At 31.6% G+C, this 16395-nt stretch carries 12 protein-coding genes, 1 riboswitch and 1 other annotated feature (1 of these 14 only partly in view); all 12 genes read right to left on the bottom strand.

What is annotated here, in order from left to right:
- Nucleotides 1–59: a sequence feature (ribosomal protein L20 leader region), on the bottom strand (it extends 69 nt beyond the left edge of the window).
- 52 nt (nt 60–111) lie between these two features.
- Entirely contained in the window at nt 112–1605 is a 1494-nt protein-coding gene (locus LQ615_RS02355; RefSeq protein WP_064204341.1) for an amino acid permease, read from the bottom strand.
- Nucleotides 1606–1694: 89 nt separating this feature from the next.
- Nucleotides 1695–1867, bottom strand: a riboswitch (Lysine riboswitch).
- Nucleotides 1868–1935: 68 nt separating this feature from the next.
- On the bottom strand, nt 1936–3864 hold the full coding sequence (gene thrS, locus LQ615_RS02350; RefSeq protein WP_016999302.1) for a threonine--tRNA ligase: 1929 nt from the start codon (nt 3862–3864) through the stop codon (nt 1936–1938).
- A 316-nt stretch (nt 3865–4180) separates the two neighbouring features.
- The gene (gene dnaI / locus LQ615_RS02345; protein WP_239703694.1) at nt 4181–5101 is read right to left on the bottom strand and encodes a primosomal protein DnaI; all 921 of its coding nucleotides are present in this window, start codon (nt 5099–5101) and stop codon (nt 4181–4183) included.
- The gene (locus LQ615_RS02340) at nt 5101–6498 is read right to left on the bottom strand and encodes a replicative helicase loading/DNA remodeling protein DnaB (protein WP_016999304.1); all 1398 of its coding nucleotides are present in this window, start codon (nt 6496–6498) and stop codon (nt 5101–5103) included. The genes dnaI and LQ615_RS02340 overlap by 1 nt, the downstream gene beginning before the upstream one ends.
- An 11-nt stretch (nt 6499–6509) precedes the next feature.
- Entirely contained in the window at nt 6510–6968 is a 459-nt protein-coding gene (gene nrdR / locus LQ615_RS02335; RefSeq protein ID WP_016999305.1) for a transcriptional regulator NrdR, read from the bottom strand.
- A gap of 151 nt (nt 6969–7119) precedes the next feature.
- On the bottom strand, nt 7120–8154 hold the full coding sequence (locus LQ615_RS02330) for a glyceraldehyde-3-phosphate dehydrogenase (RefSeq protein WP_064204343.1): 1035 nt from the start codon (nt 8152–8154) through the stop codon (nt 7120–7122).
- A 274-nt stretch (nt 8155–8428) separates the two neighbouring features.
- Nucleotides 8429–9028 (bottom strand): dephospho-CoA kinase, encoded by a 600-nt coding sequence (gene coaE / locus LQ615_RS02325; RefSeq protein ID WP_064211079.1) that lies wholly within the window; start codon nt 9026–9028, stop codon nt 8429–8431.
- An 8-nt stretch (nt 9029–9036) separates the two neighbouring features.
- Nucleotides 9037–9909, bottom strand: coding sequence for a DNA-formamidopyrimidine glycosylase (mutM, locus tag LQ615_RS02320; protein WP_064211080.1), 873 nt, complete (start codon nt 9907–9909; stop codon nt 9037–9039).
- Between the two features lie 21 nt (nt 9910–9930).
- The gene (polA, locus tag LQ615_RS02315) at nt 9931–12555 is read right to left on the bottom strand and encodes a DNA polymerase I (RefSeq protein WP_239703695.1); all 2625 of its coding nucleotides are present in this window, start codon (nt 12553–12555) and stop codon (nt 9931–9933) included.
- 190 nt (nt 12556–12745) lie between these two features.
- Nucleotides 12746–14452, bottom strand: a complete 1707-nt coding sequence (pnpS, locus tag LQ615_RS02310; RefSeq protein ID WP_064211082.1) for a two-component system histidine kinase PnpS — start codon at nt 14450–14452, stop codon at nt 12746–12748.
- A complete protein-coding gene (locus LQ615_RS02305; RefSeq protein WP_016999311.1) occupies nt 14445–15155 on the bottom strand; it encodes a response regulator transcription factor in 711 nt (236 codons plus the stop codon). Before LQ615_RS02305 ends, pnpS begins: the two co-directional genes overlap by 8 nt.
- 295 nt (nt 15156–15450) lie before the next feature.
- Entirely contained in the window at nt 15451–16383 is a 933-nt protein-coding gene (mdh, locus tag LQ615_RS02300; RefSeq protein ID WP_016999312.1) for a malate dehydrogenase, read from the bottom strand.
- Between the last annotated feature and the right edge of the window lie 12 nt (nt 16384–16395).

The following is a 16395-nucleotide window of genomic DNA, read 5'->3' as shown; positions in this document are numbered from 1 at the left end:
CTGCCAACTGCTTAAAGCGTCACTACAGGTGAGAAGCGGGTATGCTTCTACTTGGTCCGTTTCGTATTCAACATGACCTATCATACCAACTATAAACCTTTATGTCAATATTTATTTAATATTCTTTTCGAATTCTTCCATATCAACATCTTGACTTAAGTCCACTTTTTCTAATGGAATTAATTTCGTTTTATATTTTAACTTATGGAAAATGTAAAATACTAAGAATACAGGAATACCCATATAAGTAATGAAAAATCTTCTAGGATCAAATTCACCCGTTTGTATAAAGTCTACATCTTGGCCTACTATGACAATCGCACATAATATAAATGCGAACAATGGACCAAATGGGAATAATTTAGCTTTATATTTTAGTTTTGTTTTATCATAATCTTGTAAATCAAAAGCTCTTCTAAATCTATAATGACTGATCGCAATACCTAACCAAGCAATGAAGCCTGTCATACCTGAAGCTGCGATAATATATTCATAAGCGCCACCACTTAAATGTTCTATTATAAATATTAATACAACTACAAATGCAGTAGCGATTAACGCTGTATAAGGTACACCAGCTTTATTTGTTTTTGAAAATACTGGTGAAGCCAATTTATCTTTACTCATTGAAAACAGCATTCTTACAGAAGCATACATACCTGAGTTTCCTGCTGATAATACTGAAGTTAAGATTACTGCGTTCATAAATGAAGCTGCAAATGCTAATCCTGCATTTTCAAATACAAGCGTGAATGGCGATTTAGCAATTTCATCCCCACCCATTAGGTTCGGATTTGTGTACGGAATAATCATTCCTATTACAAATATAGCTAAAATGTAAAATAGTAATATTCTCCAAAACACTTGTTTAATTGCTTTCGGCACTGCTCTTTCAGGATTTTCAGATTCTCCTGCCGTAATACCAATAAGTTCTGTACCTTGGAATGAGAACCCTGCAACTAAGAATACTCCTAATGTTAATAAGAATGTATTCACATTTGAATCTCCTAGGAACGGTGCATCTCCTACAACAAAATTATCAAATCCTAAGTATTGACCACCTATAATACCAAATATCGTTAATAAACCGATACCGATAAAGATAATAACTGTTGCAACTTTAATAAATGCAAACCAGTACTCACTTTCACCATAAACTCTAACAGATAGTGCGTTAAGACCAAATATAATCAACATGAATATGATACTCCATAGCCATGAAGGTAATATTTCTAATGGTTCCCAATAGCTAATAACTTGAGAAGCAATTGTAATATCAGCTGCTACTGTAATAACCCAGTTAAACCAATAGTTCCAACCTAAAGCGAAACCTAATGATGGATCAACAAATCTTGTAGCATATGTACTAAATGATCCCGAAACTGGTAAATATGTTGCCATTTCTCCTAACGATGTCATAAGGAAGAAGACCATAATACCAACTACTGCATATGCTAATAATGCACCACCTGGTCCCGCGTCTCTTATAGCACCACCCGAAGTCATAAATAAACCTGTACCGATACAACCACCGATAGCAATCATAGAGATGTGTCTATCTTTTAACTTCCTTTGAATATTATTAGTTGTTTTTTCTTGCGACATTGATCTTTCCCTTTCTACAATTCCACAATAGAGCCACTAAAAAAGTCGCATACCCTATTCGATATGCGACCATATATGAACATTCCATACAAATTGGTAGCACATCACTTAGTGTGACAGTCCAGTATTTATTTAACACTGGCCCAATAAATAGCATTATGGTCACTATTTATTTCGGCAATATCCCCTTTCTACATTTCAACATATGTGCCATAACACTTCTGAATGTATAATCTTGAACATCGCAACCTCTAACTCATTACTGAGGAATATTAAATTAATTTTTACTATTAAACTATAACTGAAGAATCCGAAATTTTCAATAGCCTCTTATTTTTTCAAGCGAATTTCATCAACAAGATTCCAAATAAACTCGTCTTTTTCGACTGTTTTTGAATCTTTTGATCCATACTGTCTAACATTAACTTCTTGATTTTCTACTTCTTTGTCACCTACAACAAGCTGATAAGGTATTTTTTTCATTTGAGCTTCTCTTATTTTGTAGCCCATTTTTTCATTACGATCATCGATATGAACACGAACACCTTGTGATTTCAATTCATCTTGTAATAATCTAGCATAATCATAATGTAAATCTACGTTAACAGGTATAATTTCAACTTGATTTGGTGCTAACCACGTTGGGAATACACCTTTAGTTTCTTCTATTAAGAAAGCAGTGAAACGTTCCATAGTTGAAATAACACCTCTATGGATAACAACTGGACGGTGTTCATCTCCATCTTTACCAATATATGTTAAGTCAAAGCGTTCCGGTAATAGGAAATCAAGTTGCGCAGTTGATAAAGTTTCTTCTTTACCCATTGCAGTTTTCACTTGAACATCTAATTTAGGACCGTAGAATGCCGCTTCACCAATCGCTTCTTCATATGGTAATTCCATTTCATCTATTACTTCTTTCAATACTGCCTGAGCTCTATTCCACATTTCATCATCATCGAAGTATTTCTCTTTATCTTCAGGATCACGATAACTCAATCTGAAAGTATAGTCTTTGAATCCAAAGTCTTCGTAAACATCTAAAATCATGTTTACTACACGCTTAAATTCTTCTTTAATTTGATCTGGTCTAACAAAGATGTGCGCATCGTTTAAAGTCATACCACGAACACGTTGTAAACCTGATACTGCGCCACTTGCTTCATATCTATGCATCATGCCTAATTCAGCAATACGTATAGGTAATTCACGATAAGAATGACGACTATTTTTATAAATCATCATGTGGTGTGGACAGTTCATAGGTCGTAAAACTAACGATTCATTACCTACATCCATAGGTGGGAACATGTCTTCTTGATAATGATCCCAGTGACCTGATTTTTTATAGAAATCAACGTTAGCCATGATTGGTGTATAAACATGGTCGTAACCCATACTTACTTCTTTATCTACAATATATCGCTCTAATTCACGTCTAATTACAGCACCATTTGGCAACCATAAAGGTAGTCCAGCGCCAACATCTTGGTTAGTTGTAAATAGTTCTAATTCTTTACCGATCTTCCTATGGTCACGTTCTTTTCTCTCTTCTAAAATTTTCAAGTGAGCTTTCAAATCTTTTTTATCGAAGAATGCAGTACCATATATACGCTGCAACATTTTGTTATTAGAATCGCCTCTCCAATAAGCCCCTGCAGTTGATAAAAGTTTAAATTCTTTAATTTTCGAAGTTGAAGGTACGTGTACACCTCTACATAAATCAGTAAATTCACCTTGTGAATATAGTGTTACATTTTCGTCTTCAGGTATAGCATCAATTAACTCTAATTTATATTCATCGTTTTTGAAAAATTCTTTAGCTTCATCTCTAGATACAACTTTACGTTCAATTTTGAAGTTTTCATTTACGATTTGTTTCATTTCCTTTTCGATCGTTTCGAAGTCGTCACTAGAAATTTTGTGTTCTGTATCTATATCATAGTAGAAGCCACCTTCAATGACTGGACCAACACCAAATTTCACATCTCCATATAATCTTTGCAATGCCTGTGCCATTAAATGTGCAGTTGAGTGTCTTAACACTTCTAAAGCTTCGTCACTACCAGGTGTTACAATTTCAATATCCCCATCTTCCTCTAAAGGTCTAGTTAAATCGACTAGTTGTCCATTGAATTTACCTGCTACTGCTTTTTTTCTTAACCCAGGGCTAATAGATTGAGCAATATCTTCAGTTGTTGTGCCTTGTTCAAATCCTTTCACATTGCCATCTGGAAATTTGATATTTATTTCGCTCATAACGACTTCCTCCTCATTAAAATTATTAAAGAACATAAAAAAGAGACCTCATCCAAAGGGACGAAATCTCTCGCGGTACCACCCTCATTAACGCAAACTTATTGTGTTTACGATAACTCTACATAAGATAACGGTCTTGAGCCGAATGTGGATTAACACATCATGTATGAGGGAGTAACCGAATATATCGCATTATCTCAATTTCAGCTAGATGAGACTCTCTGTGAATGCTAAATAGACGTCATGTCCTCTAAATTTAAATATTCATTTAAGATAATTCAATTATACAACTCTATTATAAAATATCAAGCTAAAATTACGCTCTATAGTTTTTGCCTTCAAGTTCATAGTCTTCAGTAATTGTCTTAATTCGTTCCATAATTCTACTTGCTTTCGTTATTTCAGCACCTTGTCTCGTTTTGCTCAAATGAAATTCTAATTCTTCAAAATTAAAGTTCGAGCTAAAGAAAGTCGTTAGTTTATGGACCATTCTATAATGTAATAACGGACCTAATACTTCATCCCTTACCCAAGGGGTTATTTCTTCCGCACCAATATCATCAAGCATTAATACTTTTGCTTCTCGAGCAGATTCAAATCTTTGGCTAAATGAACCATCATTAAAACCATTTTTTAATACTCTAATAAATTCTGGTAAATATATAATTGTTGAAGCTTGGTTTTTCAATTTCAATTGATTAGATATTGCACCAAGTATATATGATTTACCTGTTCCAAATGGACCGTGTATATAAAGTCCTTTAGTATCTTCACCATTCACTATTTTATTACAAATTTCCATAGCTTTTTTAATAATAGTCATTCTCGCTTCATTATCTACGTATATATCTTTAATTGTTGCCTGTAATGTTTCTTCAGGCATTTGAAAAGATGTTACTAAGTTAGATTGGAAGCGTTGTTCATCATGTTCTATTTTATTCGGGCATGGTAAATATCTAATTTTAATGTGATCATTTTGAATGTATAATTCTGGAACATGCCCTTTAACAAAGTTAATGCATTTATTGTAACAATCACATTTTTCACAACTTTTCGACTGGTCTTTAAATGCTTGCAGTTGATCTAAATCTCTATCTATCATAGCATTTGTCAATTCAGATTGATGTGCTTCTATAAATGCTTTCACTTCTTTATTGGCAAGTGTATCCCTTTTTATTTTATCTAGTCTTTTTTGAAAATCTTTATTTTGTTGCAAATGCTGCCCTAGCGGTTCCATCAATGATCACCTTCTTTCCAAAATGCTTCCATTTCTCTTTGTAGAGCTTTTTTTCTTTTTTCAAATTCTTCATCAGTTTCATCTTGTTGTTTATCATTATTGGCGCCGTCTTCTTTTTCTTCACTCGATTTTTGTTTTAATAGCCAATCCGGTGTTTTTTCAATCGATTTCAATTTATATGAATTATAATTACCTTTTTCTTGACGTTGCTTTTTCTTTTCTTTAGTTTTCTTTTCAAATTCTTTAATGTAATTATAAGCTTCCTCTGCTGAACTTAGCTTTAACTTCTTCCAGTTAGAAGCGATTTCCTCAATATAAGCTTTCGGTAATTGCATGTTATTCTTGAACATAACATATTGTAATAGTATGTTCATAACCCCGTAAGGTAATTTTTCTCTAGTAATGATTTCTTCTACAAGTCTTTTCTGGGCAACGGTTGGCTCGGATTCTGTAAACGAAGATAACATTTCAATAGGGCTTGTAGTATCTAATAATTCATACCAAGATAATAATGAGTTTACTTCTTCACTTGGTTGTTCATTTTGACTTGATGTTATACTACCTTGCTTTACTTCTAATGCTGGTAAAGCACCTTCATGCTCTATTTGATAAATTGAGCGAGCATGTTTCCTTAAATCCTCTAAAGAGATTGTTTGGTTCTCTGTTATAGATTTTAAAATGATAGATTTCATATCTACAGGTGTTATACCATATAATGTAGCAATTTGTATAATTACTTCTTTTGTCTTTTTATTTAAAATCTCTTTAGAAATTAAATGATTATTCAGTAATAACTCAAGCATTTCAAAATCGAATTTTACATCGGATAAATCCAAACCTTTGTTTTTAGCATCTTGTTGTATTTCTATTGAATCTGTAGGCGCTACTTGTGACATATTAGGCACTTTAAAAACATCTGTGAAAGTTTTGGTAACATCGTTATAATCTGAAGTAGAAACACTTTTATCTTTATATCTATTTTTCAAGGCAACAAATCTTGCCTTACCTATTTGTTGGTATAAAAAAACTGATAATAAAGGATCATTAAAGAATTGTTCAGTTGTAGCAGGTTGTTGTAACGAGTATATAAATGTTTGCTCTTGTTGGTTTACTTTCATAAAAGTTTTAATTAATCCAATACCTTCTAATAAATCTAACGAATCTCTAAAATTTGATAAATTAATTTTTAAATCATTCATAATTGTATAATGACTATAAGCGTCATGTTCATTATGAAAATTAAATTGTGATAAATATAAATAAACACCTATTGCATCAGTACCAATTAACGGCGTATATAAGCTAGTTAATATGTCTTGATGGACATGTGTGTAATTATAATTTGATTTCACGTAAAAGCCATCTCCAGGCTTTATACCACTAAAATATTCCGCCATTAATAATCACCTTACTTTCGGTCTTTCAAAATACCTTGCATTGATTGTAGCAATTGATCGACATCTTTGAACTCTCTGTATACAGACGCGAACCTTACATATGATACTTGATCAACATCCATTAAATGTTCCATTACTTTTTCTCCAATATCATTAGAAGATACTTCAGTAACTCCTTCAGCTCTTAAGTCTTTTTCAACTTGGTTTGTAATATCTTCTAGTTTTTGAAAAGCAACTGGTCTTTTTTCACATGAACGAACGAGACCATTTAATATTTTATCTCTATTAAAAGTTTGTCGAGCTCCATCTTTTTTAACTACTATTAAAGGTGATAGTTCAACTCTTTCGAATGTCGTGAAACGAAATCCACATGATTCACACTCTCTTCTTCTTCTTATAGCAGTCAGATCATCAGCGTGTCTTGAATCCACTACTTTAGAATTATCATATTTACAATTTGGACATCTCATTCGTTTCACCTCTCAGAACTTATATTTTCATACATAGATTATACAGTAGTTTCGGATATTTTTAAACGCTCACTACTTTACATTTGTAAATCATCAAATAAAAACACAATGCAAATTTCAAAATTCGCATTGTGTTTATTAAGTATATCAATTATGAAATTTTTTGTTCTTGTGTTTCAGTTAAAATGTTTGCCACTTGCTCAGCTAATTCAACAACTCTCATTGAATATCCCCATTCATTGTCATACCAAGCCAATACTTTAACTTTATTATCTCCAATGACCATCGTAGATTGTTCATCAACAATAGCTGAATGTGGGTCAGTATTGAAATCAATTGAAACTAAAGGTTCATCGCTTACAGCCATAATCCCTGCCAATTCTCCATTACTTGCTTCTCTTAATGCATCATTCACTTTTTCTATCGTTACATCAGTTTTCAAATCAACAACTAAATCAACTAAAGAAACGTTTGAAGTTGGTACTCTTAATGCCATACCATGCATTTTACCTTCTAATTCTGGTAATACGAGTGATAAAGCTTTTGCAGCTCCAGTCGAAGTTGGTATTATGCTGTCAGTACAAGAACGTGCTCTTCTTAAATCTTTATGCGGATTATCTAAGTTCTTTTGATCATTTGTAAAAGCATGAACGGTTGTCATTAAGCCATTTTCAATACCAAACTTATCATTTAAGACTTTAGCTACAGGGCTTAAGCAATTTGTTGTACAAGAAGCATTTGAAATAATATCAAATTCTTTTAAATTAAGTTGATTATCATTTACACCTTTAACAATCGTTTGAACTTTTCCACCTTTAGCAGGACCAGTCAATATTACTTTTTTAGCACCTGCATCTATGTGTGAAACTGCTTTATCTCCATGGTTGAATTTGCCTGTTGCTTCAATAACAATATCAATATTTAATGTTCCCCATGGTAATAATTTAGGGTCTCTCTCTGACACTAATAAAATTTTATGATCATTTATTACAATTCCATCTTCAACTGCTTTTATTTCTTCATCTAATTTGCCATGTGTTGAATCATACTTAATTAAATGTGCAATTGTTTCTGGCGGATAAGACGCATTTATCGCAACAATATTTAAATCATCAGATTTAAGTGCACCTCTTAATACCATTCTACCTATTCTTCCTAATCCGTTAATCGCAATATTTTTTTTCATAATCGAGAACCCCTTTTAATGTGATATACTATTTGTTACAATTAGTATATCACATTAAAATCGTATTGAAAACGTTTACTATTATGTTTTTGAAAATTTTATTTTTATTAATAAAACTACGTTATTAAGTATTTTTACTCATATATTATATTTAGTATGTAACATTGAATTTTCTAGTAAAACAAAAATGCGCTCTTCAATTTAAACACTTAAAGTGTCTATCTTAAAGAACGCATCAAAATATCAGTAATTCAAACTTGAAATTATTATAAAATCATGTGGTTTTATAGTTTTTAGCAGTTAAAAATTGAATAATAGTCGATTCTAAATCTTCTTTTGTGCCATTGTTTTCAATAGTTTCATCTGCTAAATGTCGTTTTTCTTCAATTGGAATTTGTGAACGTATACGTGATAGTGCTTCGTCATCAGTCAATTGATTTCTTTCTTTCAATCTATTAATTTGGTTTGTTTCATTTGTATATACTAACCATGTTTCATCAACTGTATCTTGTAATTGGTTTTCAAATAATAAAGGGATATCCATTATAACGTTTTTTCCCTCGTTCAATGCTTGTTGTTTCTCATCTTCCATTATTTCACGAACTTTAGGATGTATAATGTTATTTAATTTATTTCTCATATTTTCATCATTGAAAACAATCTGGCCAATATACTGACGATTCATTTCACCATCAATAATTGCTTCGTCACCAAATACTTCACGCACTTCTTCTAATCCTTTACTGCCTTTTTCAACAGCTTTACGACTAGCTAAATCAGCGTCCACGATATGAAATCCATGTTTTTTTAGTAGATTAGATACTGTTGATTTCCCCGTAGCTATCCCGCCAGTTAAACCTATTACACGACTCATCTTTACACCTACTTTTGACAATTTGGACAATAGTGAGTGTTTCTTGTAGCTATAATTTCTTGTTCAATAGTACCACCACATTGTCCGCAAATATTTTTACCATATACAAGATGTCTTTCTTGCATCGTTCCTTTTTCTCCATCGGCATTATAATAATCCGAAATACTTGATCCACCGTTATCAATACCTTCTTGGAGAACTTTTACTACCTCATGAAAAACTTTTTCTTGTTCTTGTTCACTTAAATCTTTAACACTTCGACTAGGCAATACCCCCGCGCGCAATAAAGCTTCACATGCATATATGTTTCCACACCCAGAAATCACTGTATGGTCTAGTATTGCCACCTTTATAGGTTTATTAATAAACTTTTTTGTCTTAATTTGTTCTTTATAGTGATTAAAAGCTTCTTCAAAAAATGGCTCTGGCGCTATTTTTAATACTGAAGGATATTCTGTTAAATCTTTCAAAGCTCTTATTTCACCAAATCTTCGAATATCAGTATAAATAAGTTTAATTCCATTATCTAACTCAAAAATAACGTGCCAATGCTTTTTATGATTTGGTATCGTAATATCTTCTAATTGCGGAACTGTAAAGAAAGCACCTGTCATACCAAAATGACACATCATAATATGATGATTTTGATCTTTTTCTAATTCTATAAATATATATTTACTTCGTCTGTATACGTTCGTAATCGTATAATTTTCAATACGTGCTTTAAATTCTTCTAAAGAGGTACCTTTAACAATCGTTTCTTTACCTGTATCTTTACCTATTTTCACTTTATCTGAAAATTTAATATGTTGAATCGTTCTTCCAATTAATTTAGGTTCGATACCTCTCTTAACATGTTCTACTTCTGGTAATTCTGGCATTTTCAGTCTTCTTTCTCTTCATTATTTTGCATCATACCATGTGTCTCCATAACTTGATTCAACACTTAATGGTACGCTCAGTTCAAGCGCATTATCCATGATTTCCTCTACAAATGGCCTAAATTCATCTATTTCATCATTTGGTACTTCAAATATTAATTCATCGTGAACTTGTAATAATAATTTTGCATTAAAGTTTGTATCTTTAATTTTATGAGCAAACTGAACCATTGCAAGTTTGATGATATCAGCTGCACTACCTTGTATAGGTGTATTCATAGCTGTTCTTTCTGCAAAGCTTCTTAAATTAAAGTTTCTATTTGTAATATCAGGCGTATATCGTCTTCTATGAAGAAGTGTTTCTACGTATCCTTTTTGTTTTGCATCTTGCACTATTGTATCCATATATTCTTTTACTTTAGGGAAACTATCTAAATAGTCATCGATAAATTTCTTAGCTTCTTTTCTCGTAATACCTAAACTTTGACTCAACCCATAATCACTGATTCCATAAACGATACCAAAGTTAACAGCTTTAGCTTGTCTTCTCATATTTCCAGTAATTTCGTCTTTACTATCTATGTTGAAAACACGCATTGCAGTTTTCGTATGAATATCTTCATTAGATGTAAATGCTTCTTTCATATGTTCGTCCCCTGTAATATGTGCCAATACACGTAACTCAATTTGAGAATAGTCAGCTGCAAAAATAACATGGTCTTTCTTACTTGGTCTAAATGCTTTTCTAATTTTACGACCTTCTTCTAATCGAATCGGTATGTTTTGCAAGTTAGGTTCAACAGAACTTAAGCGACCAGTTTGTGCCAATGTTTGGTTAAATCGCGTATGAATCTTACCTTCAGGTGTAATCATTTTTTGTAGGCCTTCAATGTAAGTAGATTGCAATTTAGATAATTGTCTATAAACTAAAATATCTTCAATTATAGGATGTTCATTTCGTAATTGTTCTAACACATCTACTGCTGTTGAATAGCCAGTCTTAGTCTTTTTAATGATTGGTAATTTTAAATCTTCAAATAATACTACACCAAGTTGCTTAGGTGAATTAATATTGAATTCAGAACCCGCATAATTATGAATTTGTTCAATTAATTTCTCAAGTCTTGAATTTAAATCTTCTTGCATATTTACTAAAGTATCCTTATCAACTGTTATACCTAATCTCTCCATATCAGCTAAAACTGTCGCTAGTGGCAACTCTAAATCATCGTGTAATGAAAGTTGTTCTCTTTCTTTTAATAGGTCAATCATTTTTTCTTTTGATTCTGAAATCGCAGTCACTTTTTTTGCGATACATTCAAATAAAACGTCTCTTTCTGGCACGTGTAACTTTTTGCCTTTTCCATAGATGCTTTCGTCATTAGGCACGTAATAAATTCCAAATTCAGACACGACTGAATATACATCATCTATTGTTCTAGAAGGATCTAATATATAACTCGCTAACATTGTATCAAATGTAACACCTTTAATTTTTACACCTAATCTATGTGATAACACAATAGTCTTTTTAACGTCATAAGCAGACAACCATACCTCTTCTCGTTCTAACCATTCATGCAAATCTTTATTTTGTTTAAATTCTTCTTCTGTTATCACAAATACCTGATTTTCCGTTTGAATAGCGAAACCTAGAACGTCTGCTTTTAGATAATTGTTTTCATTCGTCTCAAAATGTATGGACGCTTCTTTTGTATTTTTAAAATCAAAGTCATCCATACTATCTATATATTCAATAACACGATCATCTGAAGCTTCTGTACTTGCATCCATTTGATCTAACAATTGTTTAAATTCTAAAGTTTTGAATAGTTTAATTTTCTCTTCATCGCTATAGTCTGTTAATTTTAAATCATCTATCGTTACTTCTATAGGGCTATCTCTATTAATCGTCGCTAAATCTTTACTTAATTTTGCATTTTCTTCATTTTCAATTAGCTTTTCTTTCATTTTAGATTTTTTTAATTCATCTATATTTTCGTAAACGCCCTCAACTGTTTCAAATTGTTTCAATAACTTGATAGCAGTCTTTTCACCAATACCAGGGACACCTGGTATATTATCTGATTTATCTCCCATAAGGCCTTTCATATCAATAATTTGATTTGGTACTATTCCATCATACTTTTCAGCGATGAATTCAGGTGTATAGTGATCAATATCTGTCACACCTTTTTTAGTGTAATAAATTGTTACGTTTTCGCTAGCTAATTGTGTTAAATCACGATCGCCAGTTATAATTATAGTTTTTAAATTTTGATTATCAGCTTGTTTTGATAGCGTACCGATAATATCGTCCGCTTCATAATTTTCAAGTTCATAGTGTTTAATATTATAACTTTCAACTAATTGACGAATATATGGCAATTGGCTACGTAATTCATCCGGCGTTTTTTCACGTCCACCTTTGTATTCACTATACATGTTATTTCTAAATGTTGTTTTTCCAGCATCAAATGCAACCATAAAATGAGTCGGTTGTTCTTCTTTTATTATTTTATCTAAAATCATTGTGAAACCATAAATTGCATTTGTGTATACGCCCGCTTTATTAGTTAAAAGAGGCAATGCAAAAAAAGCTCTAAATGATAAACTATTTCCGTCTATAAGTACCAATTTTTCCAATGTGAGATACCTCCATCATTATATTGATTTCATTTTATCATATATAAGTCCATATTTAGATTGTTTCGCATAAAATAAAAAAGCAAGATACCGAAGTATCTTGCTCAATCATCAAAATGAAGGGGTCTAGATTCATTCTATCTATAAACCATGAAACTAGTGTGAATTTATTGTAAAGATTATATGAAGATTATTCATTAAATAATTTAACTATAAAATTAGAGCCCTCGCCTACTTTAGATTCTACTTTAATTACACCATTATGTGCTTCTATAATATGTTTTGTAATAGACAGTCCTAAGCCAGTACCTCCAGAATCTCTACTTCTTGCTTTATCAACTCTATAAAAGCGTTCAAATATACGAGCATGCTCTTCTTCAGAAATACCTATACCATTGTCTTTAACAGAAATAATTTGTCCGTCTGTTTCATTTTTAATTGTTAAAACAACTTCACTAGATGGCGAAGAGTAACTAATGGCATTCGTTAACAAATTAATAAGAACTTGAGTGATTTTATCTTTATCTCCAAGTGCATATACATCATTATCGATATTACCTATCAATTCAATATCTTTTTTATGTGCTGCATTACTTACAGTTTGTATACAATGCTCTCCTATTTCAGTTAAAGAAATACGTTCTTTTGGAATTTTATTACTTTGTTCAATTTTAGATAAATCTAACAAGTCTTGTACTAATGATTGTATCCTGTTTGATTCTTCAAGAATGATATTTAAAAACATATCTAAAGATTCTGGATCATCTTTAGCACCATCTAATAAAGTTTCAGCAAATCCTTTAATAGAAGTTATAGGTGTCCTCAGTTCGTGAGATACATTTGCAACAAAGTCTTTGCGCATATGTTCTAATTTTTTCAATTTTGTAATATCATGCATTACTACTACGAGACCTAAAAGATTTTTCTTACGTCTTGATAGGACTGGTATAGTAGATACTTCGAAAAATTTATTATGAACATTGTTAATATACAATTCAATTTGCTCAAATAAAGGTTGTTCTAACTTCAAAGCTTCGTTCATCATTTGGCTGATTTCTTGATTAGGCATAACATCTTTAAACAATTGCCCTTCTGCATTCCCAACTCTATCAAATAAATCATGATAAGTTTTATTAGCTATAACAATATAACCATCTCTATCGATCATCAACGTTGCACTTGGAATGTTTTCTAATGTCGTTTCTAATCTATTTCTTTGGAGTTTCTGCTCATTATTTAAATCGTCTAGCGTTCTAGCGAGCTCATTAGTGTTAATGAATAAGTCTTTCGTTTCTTTAACATTACTTTCTGGAACTCTTACTCTATACTTACCAGAAGCTAATAATTTAGTAGCATATGTTACTTCTTTTATAGGATAGATGTAAGAAGTATTGATGTATCTAACTACGAAATAAATAAGTGGTAAAGTAAATAATAAGACGATTAACAAGTATTGCCAAATATCTTTTTGAATAATTGCTATAGTTTCAGATTCTTTTGCTAAAACAATCGTATATTCACCATATTTTTTAGCAGAAATTAATTCACTTTTTTCTTTATTAAGTTTAAATGATTCATCGAATTTTCTAGCTTCTTTAATGGCATCATCTTTTTCATCATCAAAAATTTTAGTCCCTTGATTTTGAGAACTATATAATTCTTTATTATTCTTCATGACTAAAACATCTTGTACAAATACATTTAATATATTATCCAAATCCTCTGGATGTTGTTTGGCAATATCGTAAATCTTTCTAGAATCGTTTTTCATTTGTTTATCTTCTTGCTTAGATATTAGATCATAACTTGAATTATGTAGGAAAAACCCTAATATAAGAAAACTTACAACGGTAACTGTTGTAAGTATAATTAAAAGCTTATTATAAAACTTAATCATTATTTTTTGGTCTTTCTAACTTATAACCTAAGCCTCTCACCGTTTTTATAAACTGAGGCTGTTTAGGGTTTTCTTCAAGCTTATCTCTTAAATGACTTATATGTACATCTACAATACGTGAATCTCCTGCAAATTCATAATTCCATACTGAATTCAGCATATGTTCTCTAGTAATCACACGGCCTTGTCTTTCGATTAAATATAGTAATAATTCGAATTCTTTCGGTGTTAATTCTAAAAGCTCGTCATTTCGATAAACTTCAAAATAATCTGGACGTATTCGAATTGAACCTAATATAATATCTTCATCTTCATCTAATTGACTAGATTCGATTTGGCTAACTCGTCTTAAAATTGCTTTAACTCTTGCTACCACTTCTCTTGGTGAAAATGGCTTTGTCATGTAATCATCTGCACCTAGTTCTAAACCTAATACTCTATCAAATTCATCATCTTTTGCTGTTAACATTAAAATAGGAACTTGATTTTTATCTGAACGTATTGTTTTACATACTTCAATACCATCCATTTCAGGTAACATGACATCTAAAACCACTAAATCCGGTTTTTCTTCGTTGACTTTCTCTAATGCTTGGACACCATCATAGGCTACAATAACTTGGTAACCCGCTTGTTCTATATTATATTTAAGCAAAGTGACGATTGATTGTTCATCGTCTACTACCAATACTTTTTGTGACATGCAAGAACCTCCTTAAGCGATTTAACATAATTATAACGTAAATTATTAAAAAAATAATACGTATTTAGAGAACTTTACAAAAAGTTAACACTGTATTAACAATTAAGCTAATAAAATAGGGAGTAGGACAAAAATCTCATTTTCAAAAATTTCGTAGTCCCACCCCCATTAAAAATGACTAAGTATGAAAAAGCTTGATTTAAGCACGTTTTAATACCTAATCAGATACTGCCTTGTAATGAATGAAGCTGAGACATTTATTTATGTCCCAGCCAGTACTTTAACTATATTATTCCTATTGTAACACTTCTTTAACTGATTTAACTGCTTCTGCAGATTCATCTAATAATTCTTTTTCTTCATTTGTTAAATCTAATTCAATAATTTTTTCTATACCATTACTACCTAGCACAGTTGGTACACCTAAATAGATATCCTCATACCCATATTCGCCTTCTAAATAAGCAATAGAAGGTAATACGCGTTTTTGATCTTTCAAAATAGATTCCGTCATTTCAATTAATGCAGCTCCAGGAGCGTAATAAGCAGATCCATTTCCTAAAAGGTTAACAATTTCTGCCCCACCTTTTCTTGTACGATCTACAATTGCATTAATTTTTTCTTCTGAAAGTAATTTTTCTAATGGAACTCCACCAGCTGCTGAGTATCTAATTAAGGGAACCATAGTATCCCCATGACCACCAAGTACAAAACCTGTTACATCTTTAACAGACAAGTCTAATTCTTCTGCAACGAATGTTCTGAACCTAGCTGTATCTAATACACCCGATTGACCAATAACTCTCTCTTTAGGAAATCCTGATGCTTTATATACAGTGTACGTCATAGCATCAACAGGATTTGTTAAAACTAAAATAATTGCATTAGGTGAATATTTAACTATTTGTTCAGTAACTGATTTCATGACTTTTTGATTTGTTTGTACTAAATCATCTCTCGACATACCAGGTTTTCTAGCTATACCCGCTGTAATAATTACAACGTCAGAGTCTTTTGTATCTTCATAGTTTGATGTCCCAATAACTTTAGAATCAAACCCAAGTACTGGTGCGCTTTCAGCTATGTCTAATGCTTTACCTTTAGTAGGATCTTCAGATTGAGGTATATCAACTAATACAATATCCCCTAATTCTTTTTGTGCTGCTACAAAAGCTGCTGTAGCACCTGTAAAGCCGGCGCCAATAATTGATACTTTTTTTCTTGTCATAAATTACATCTC

This window comes from Mammaliicoccus sp. C-M13 (genome assembly GCF_022386845.1).
Lineage (GTDB): Bacteria > Bacillota > Bacilli > Staphylococcales > Staphylococcaceae > Mammaliicoccus > Mammaliicoccus lentus.
This window is presented reverse-complemented; position numbering and strand designations above follow the sequence as displayed.

Coding starts and splice junctions, on each gene's coding strand:
- LQ615_RS02355 (WP_064204341.1), bottom strand. CDS start 1,605: ATGTCGCAAGAAAAAACAACTAATAATATTCAAAGGAAGTTAAAAGAT.
- thrS (WP_016999302.1), bottom strand. CDS start 3,864: ATGAGCGAAATAAATATCAAATTTCCAGATGGCAATGTGAAAGGATTT.
- dnaI (WP_239703694.1), bottom strand. CDS start 5,101: ATGGAACCGCTAGGGCAGCATTTGCAACAAAATAAAGATTTTCAAAAA.
- LQ615_RS02340 (WP_016999304.1), bottom strand. CDS start 6,498: ATGGCGGAATATTTTAGTGGTATAAAGCCTGGAGATGGCTTTTACGTG.
- nrdR (WP_016999305.1), bottom strand. CDS start 6,968: ATGAGATGTCCAAATTGTAAATATGATAATTCTAAAGTAGTGGATTCA.
- LQ615_RS02330 (WP_064204343.1), bottom strand. CDS start 8,154: ATGAAAAAAAATATTGCGATTAACGGATTAGGAAGAATAGGTAGAATG.
- coaE (WP_064211079.1), bottom strand. CDS start 9,028: ATGAGTCGTGTAATAGGTTTAACTGGCGGGATAGCTACGGGGAAATCA.
- mutM (WP_064211080.1), bottom strand. CDS start 9,909: ATGCCAGAATTACCAGAAGTAGAACATGTTAAGAGAGGTATCGAACCT.
- pnpS (WP_064211082.1), bottom strand. CDS start 14,452: ATGATTAAGTTTTATAATAAGCTTTTAATTATACTTACAACAGTTACC.
- LQ615_RS02305 (WP_016999311.1), bottom strand. CDS start 15,155: ATGTCACAAAAAGTATTGGTAGTAGACGATGAACAATCAATCGTCACT.
- mdh (WP_016999312.1), bottom strand. CDS start 16,383: ATGACAAGAAAAAAAGTATCAATTATTGGCGCCGGCTTTACAGGTGCT.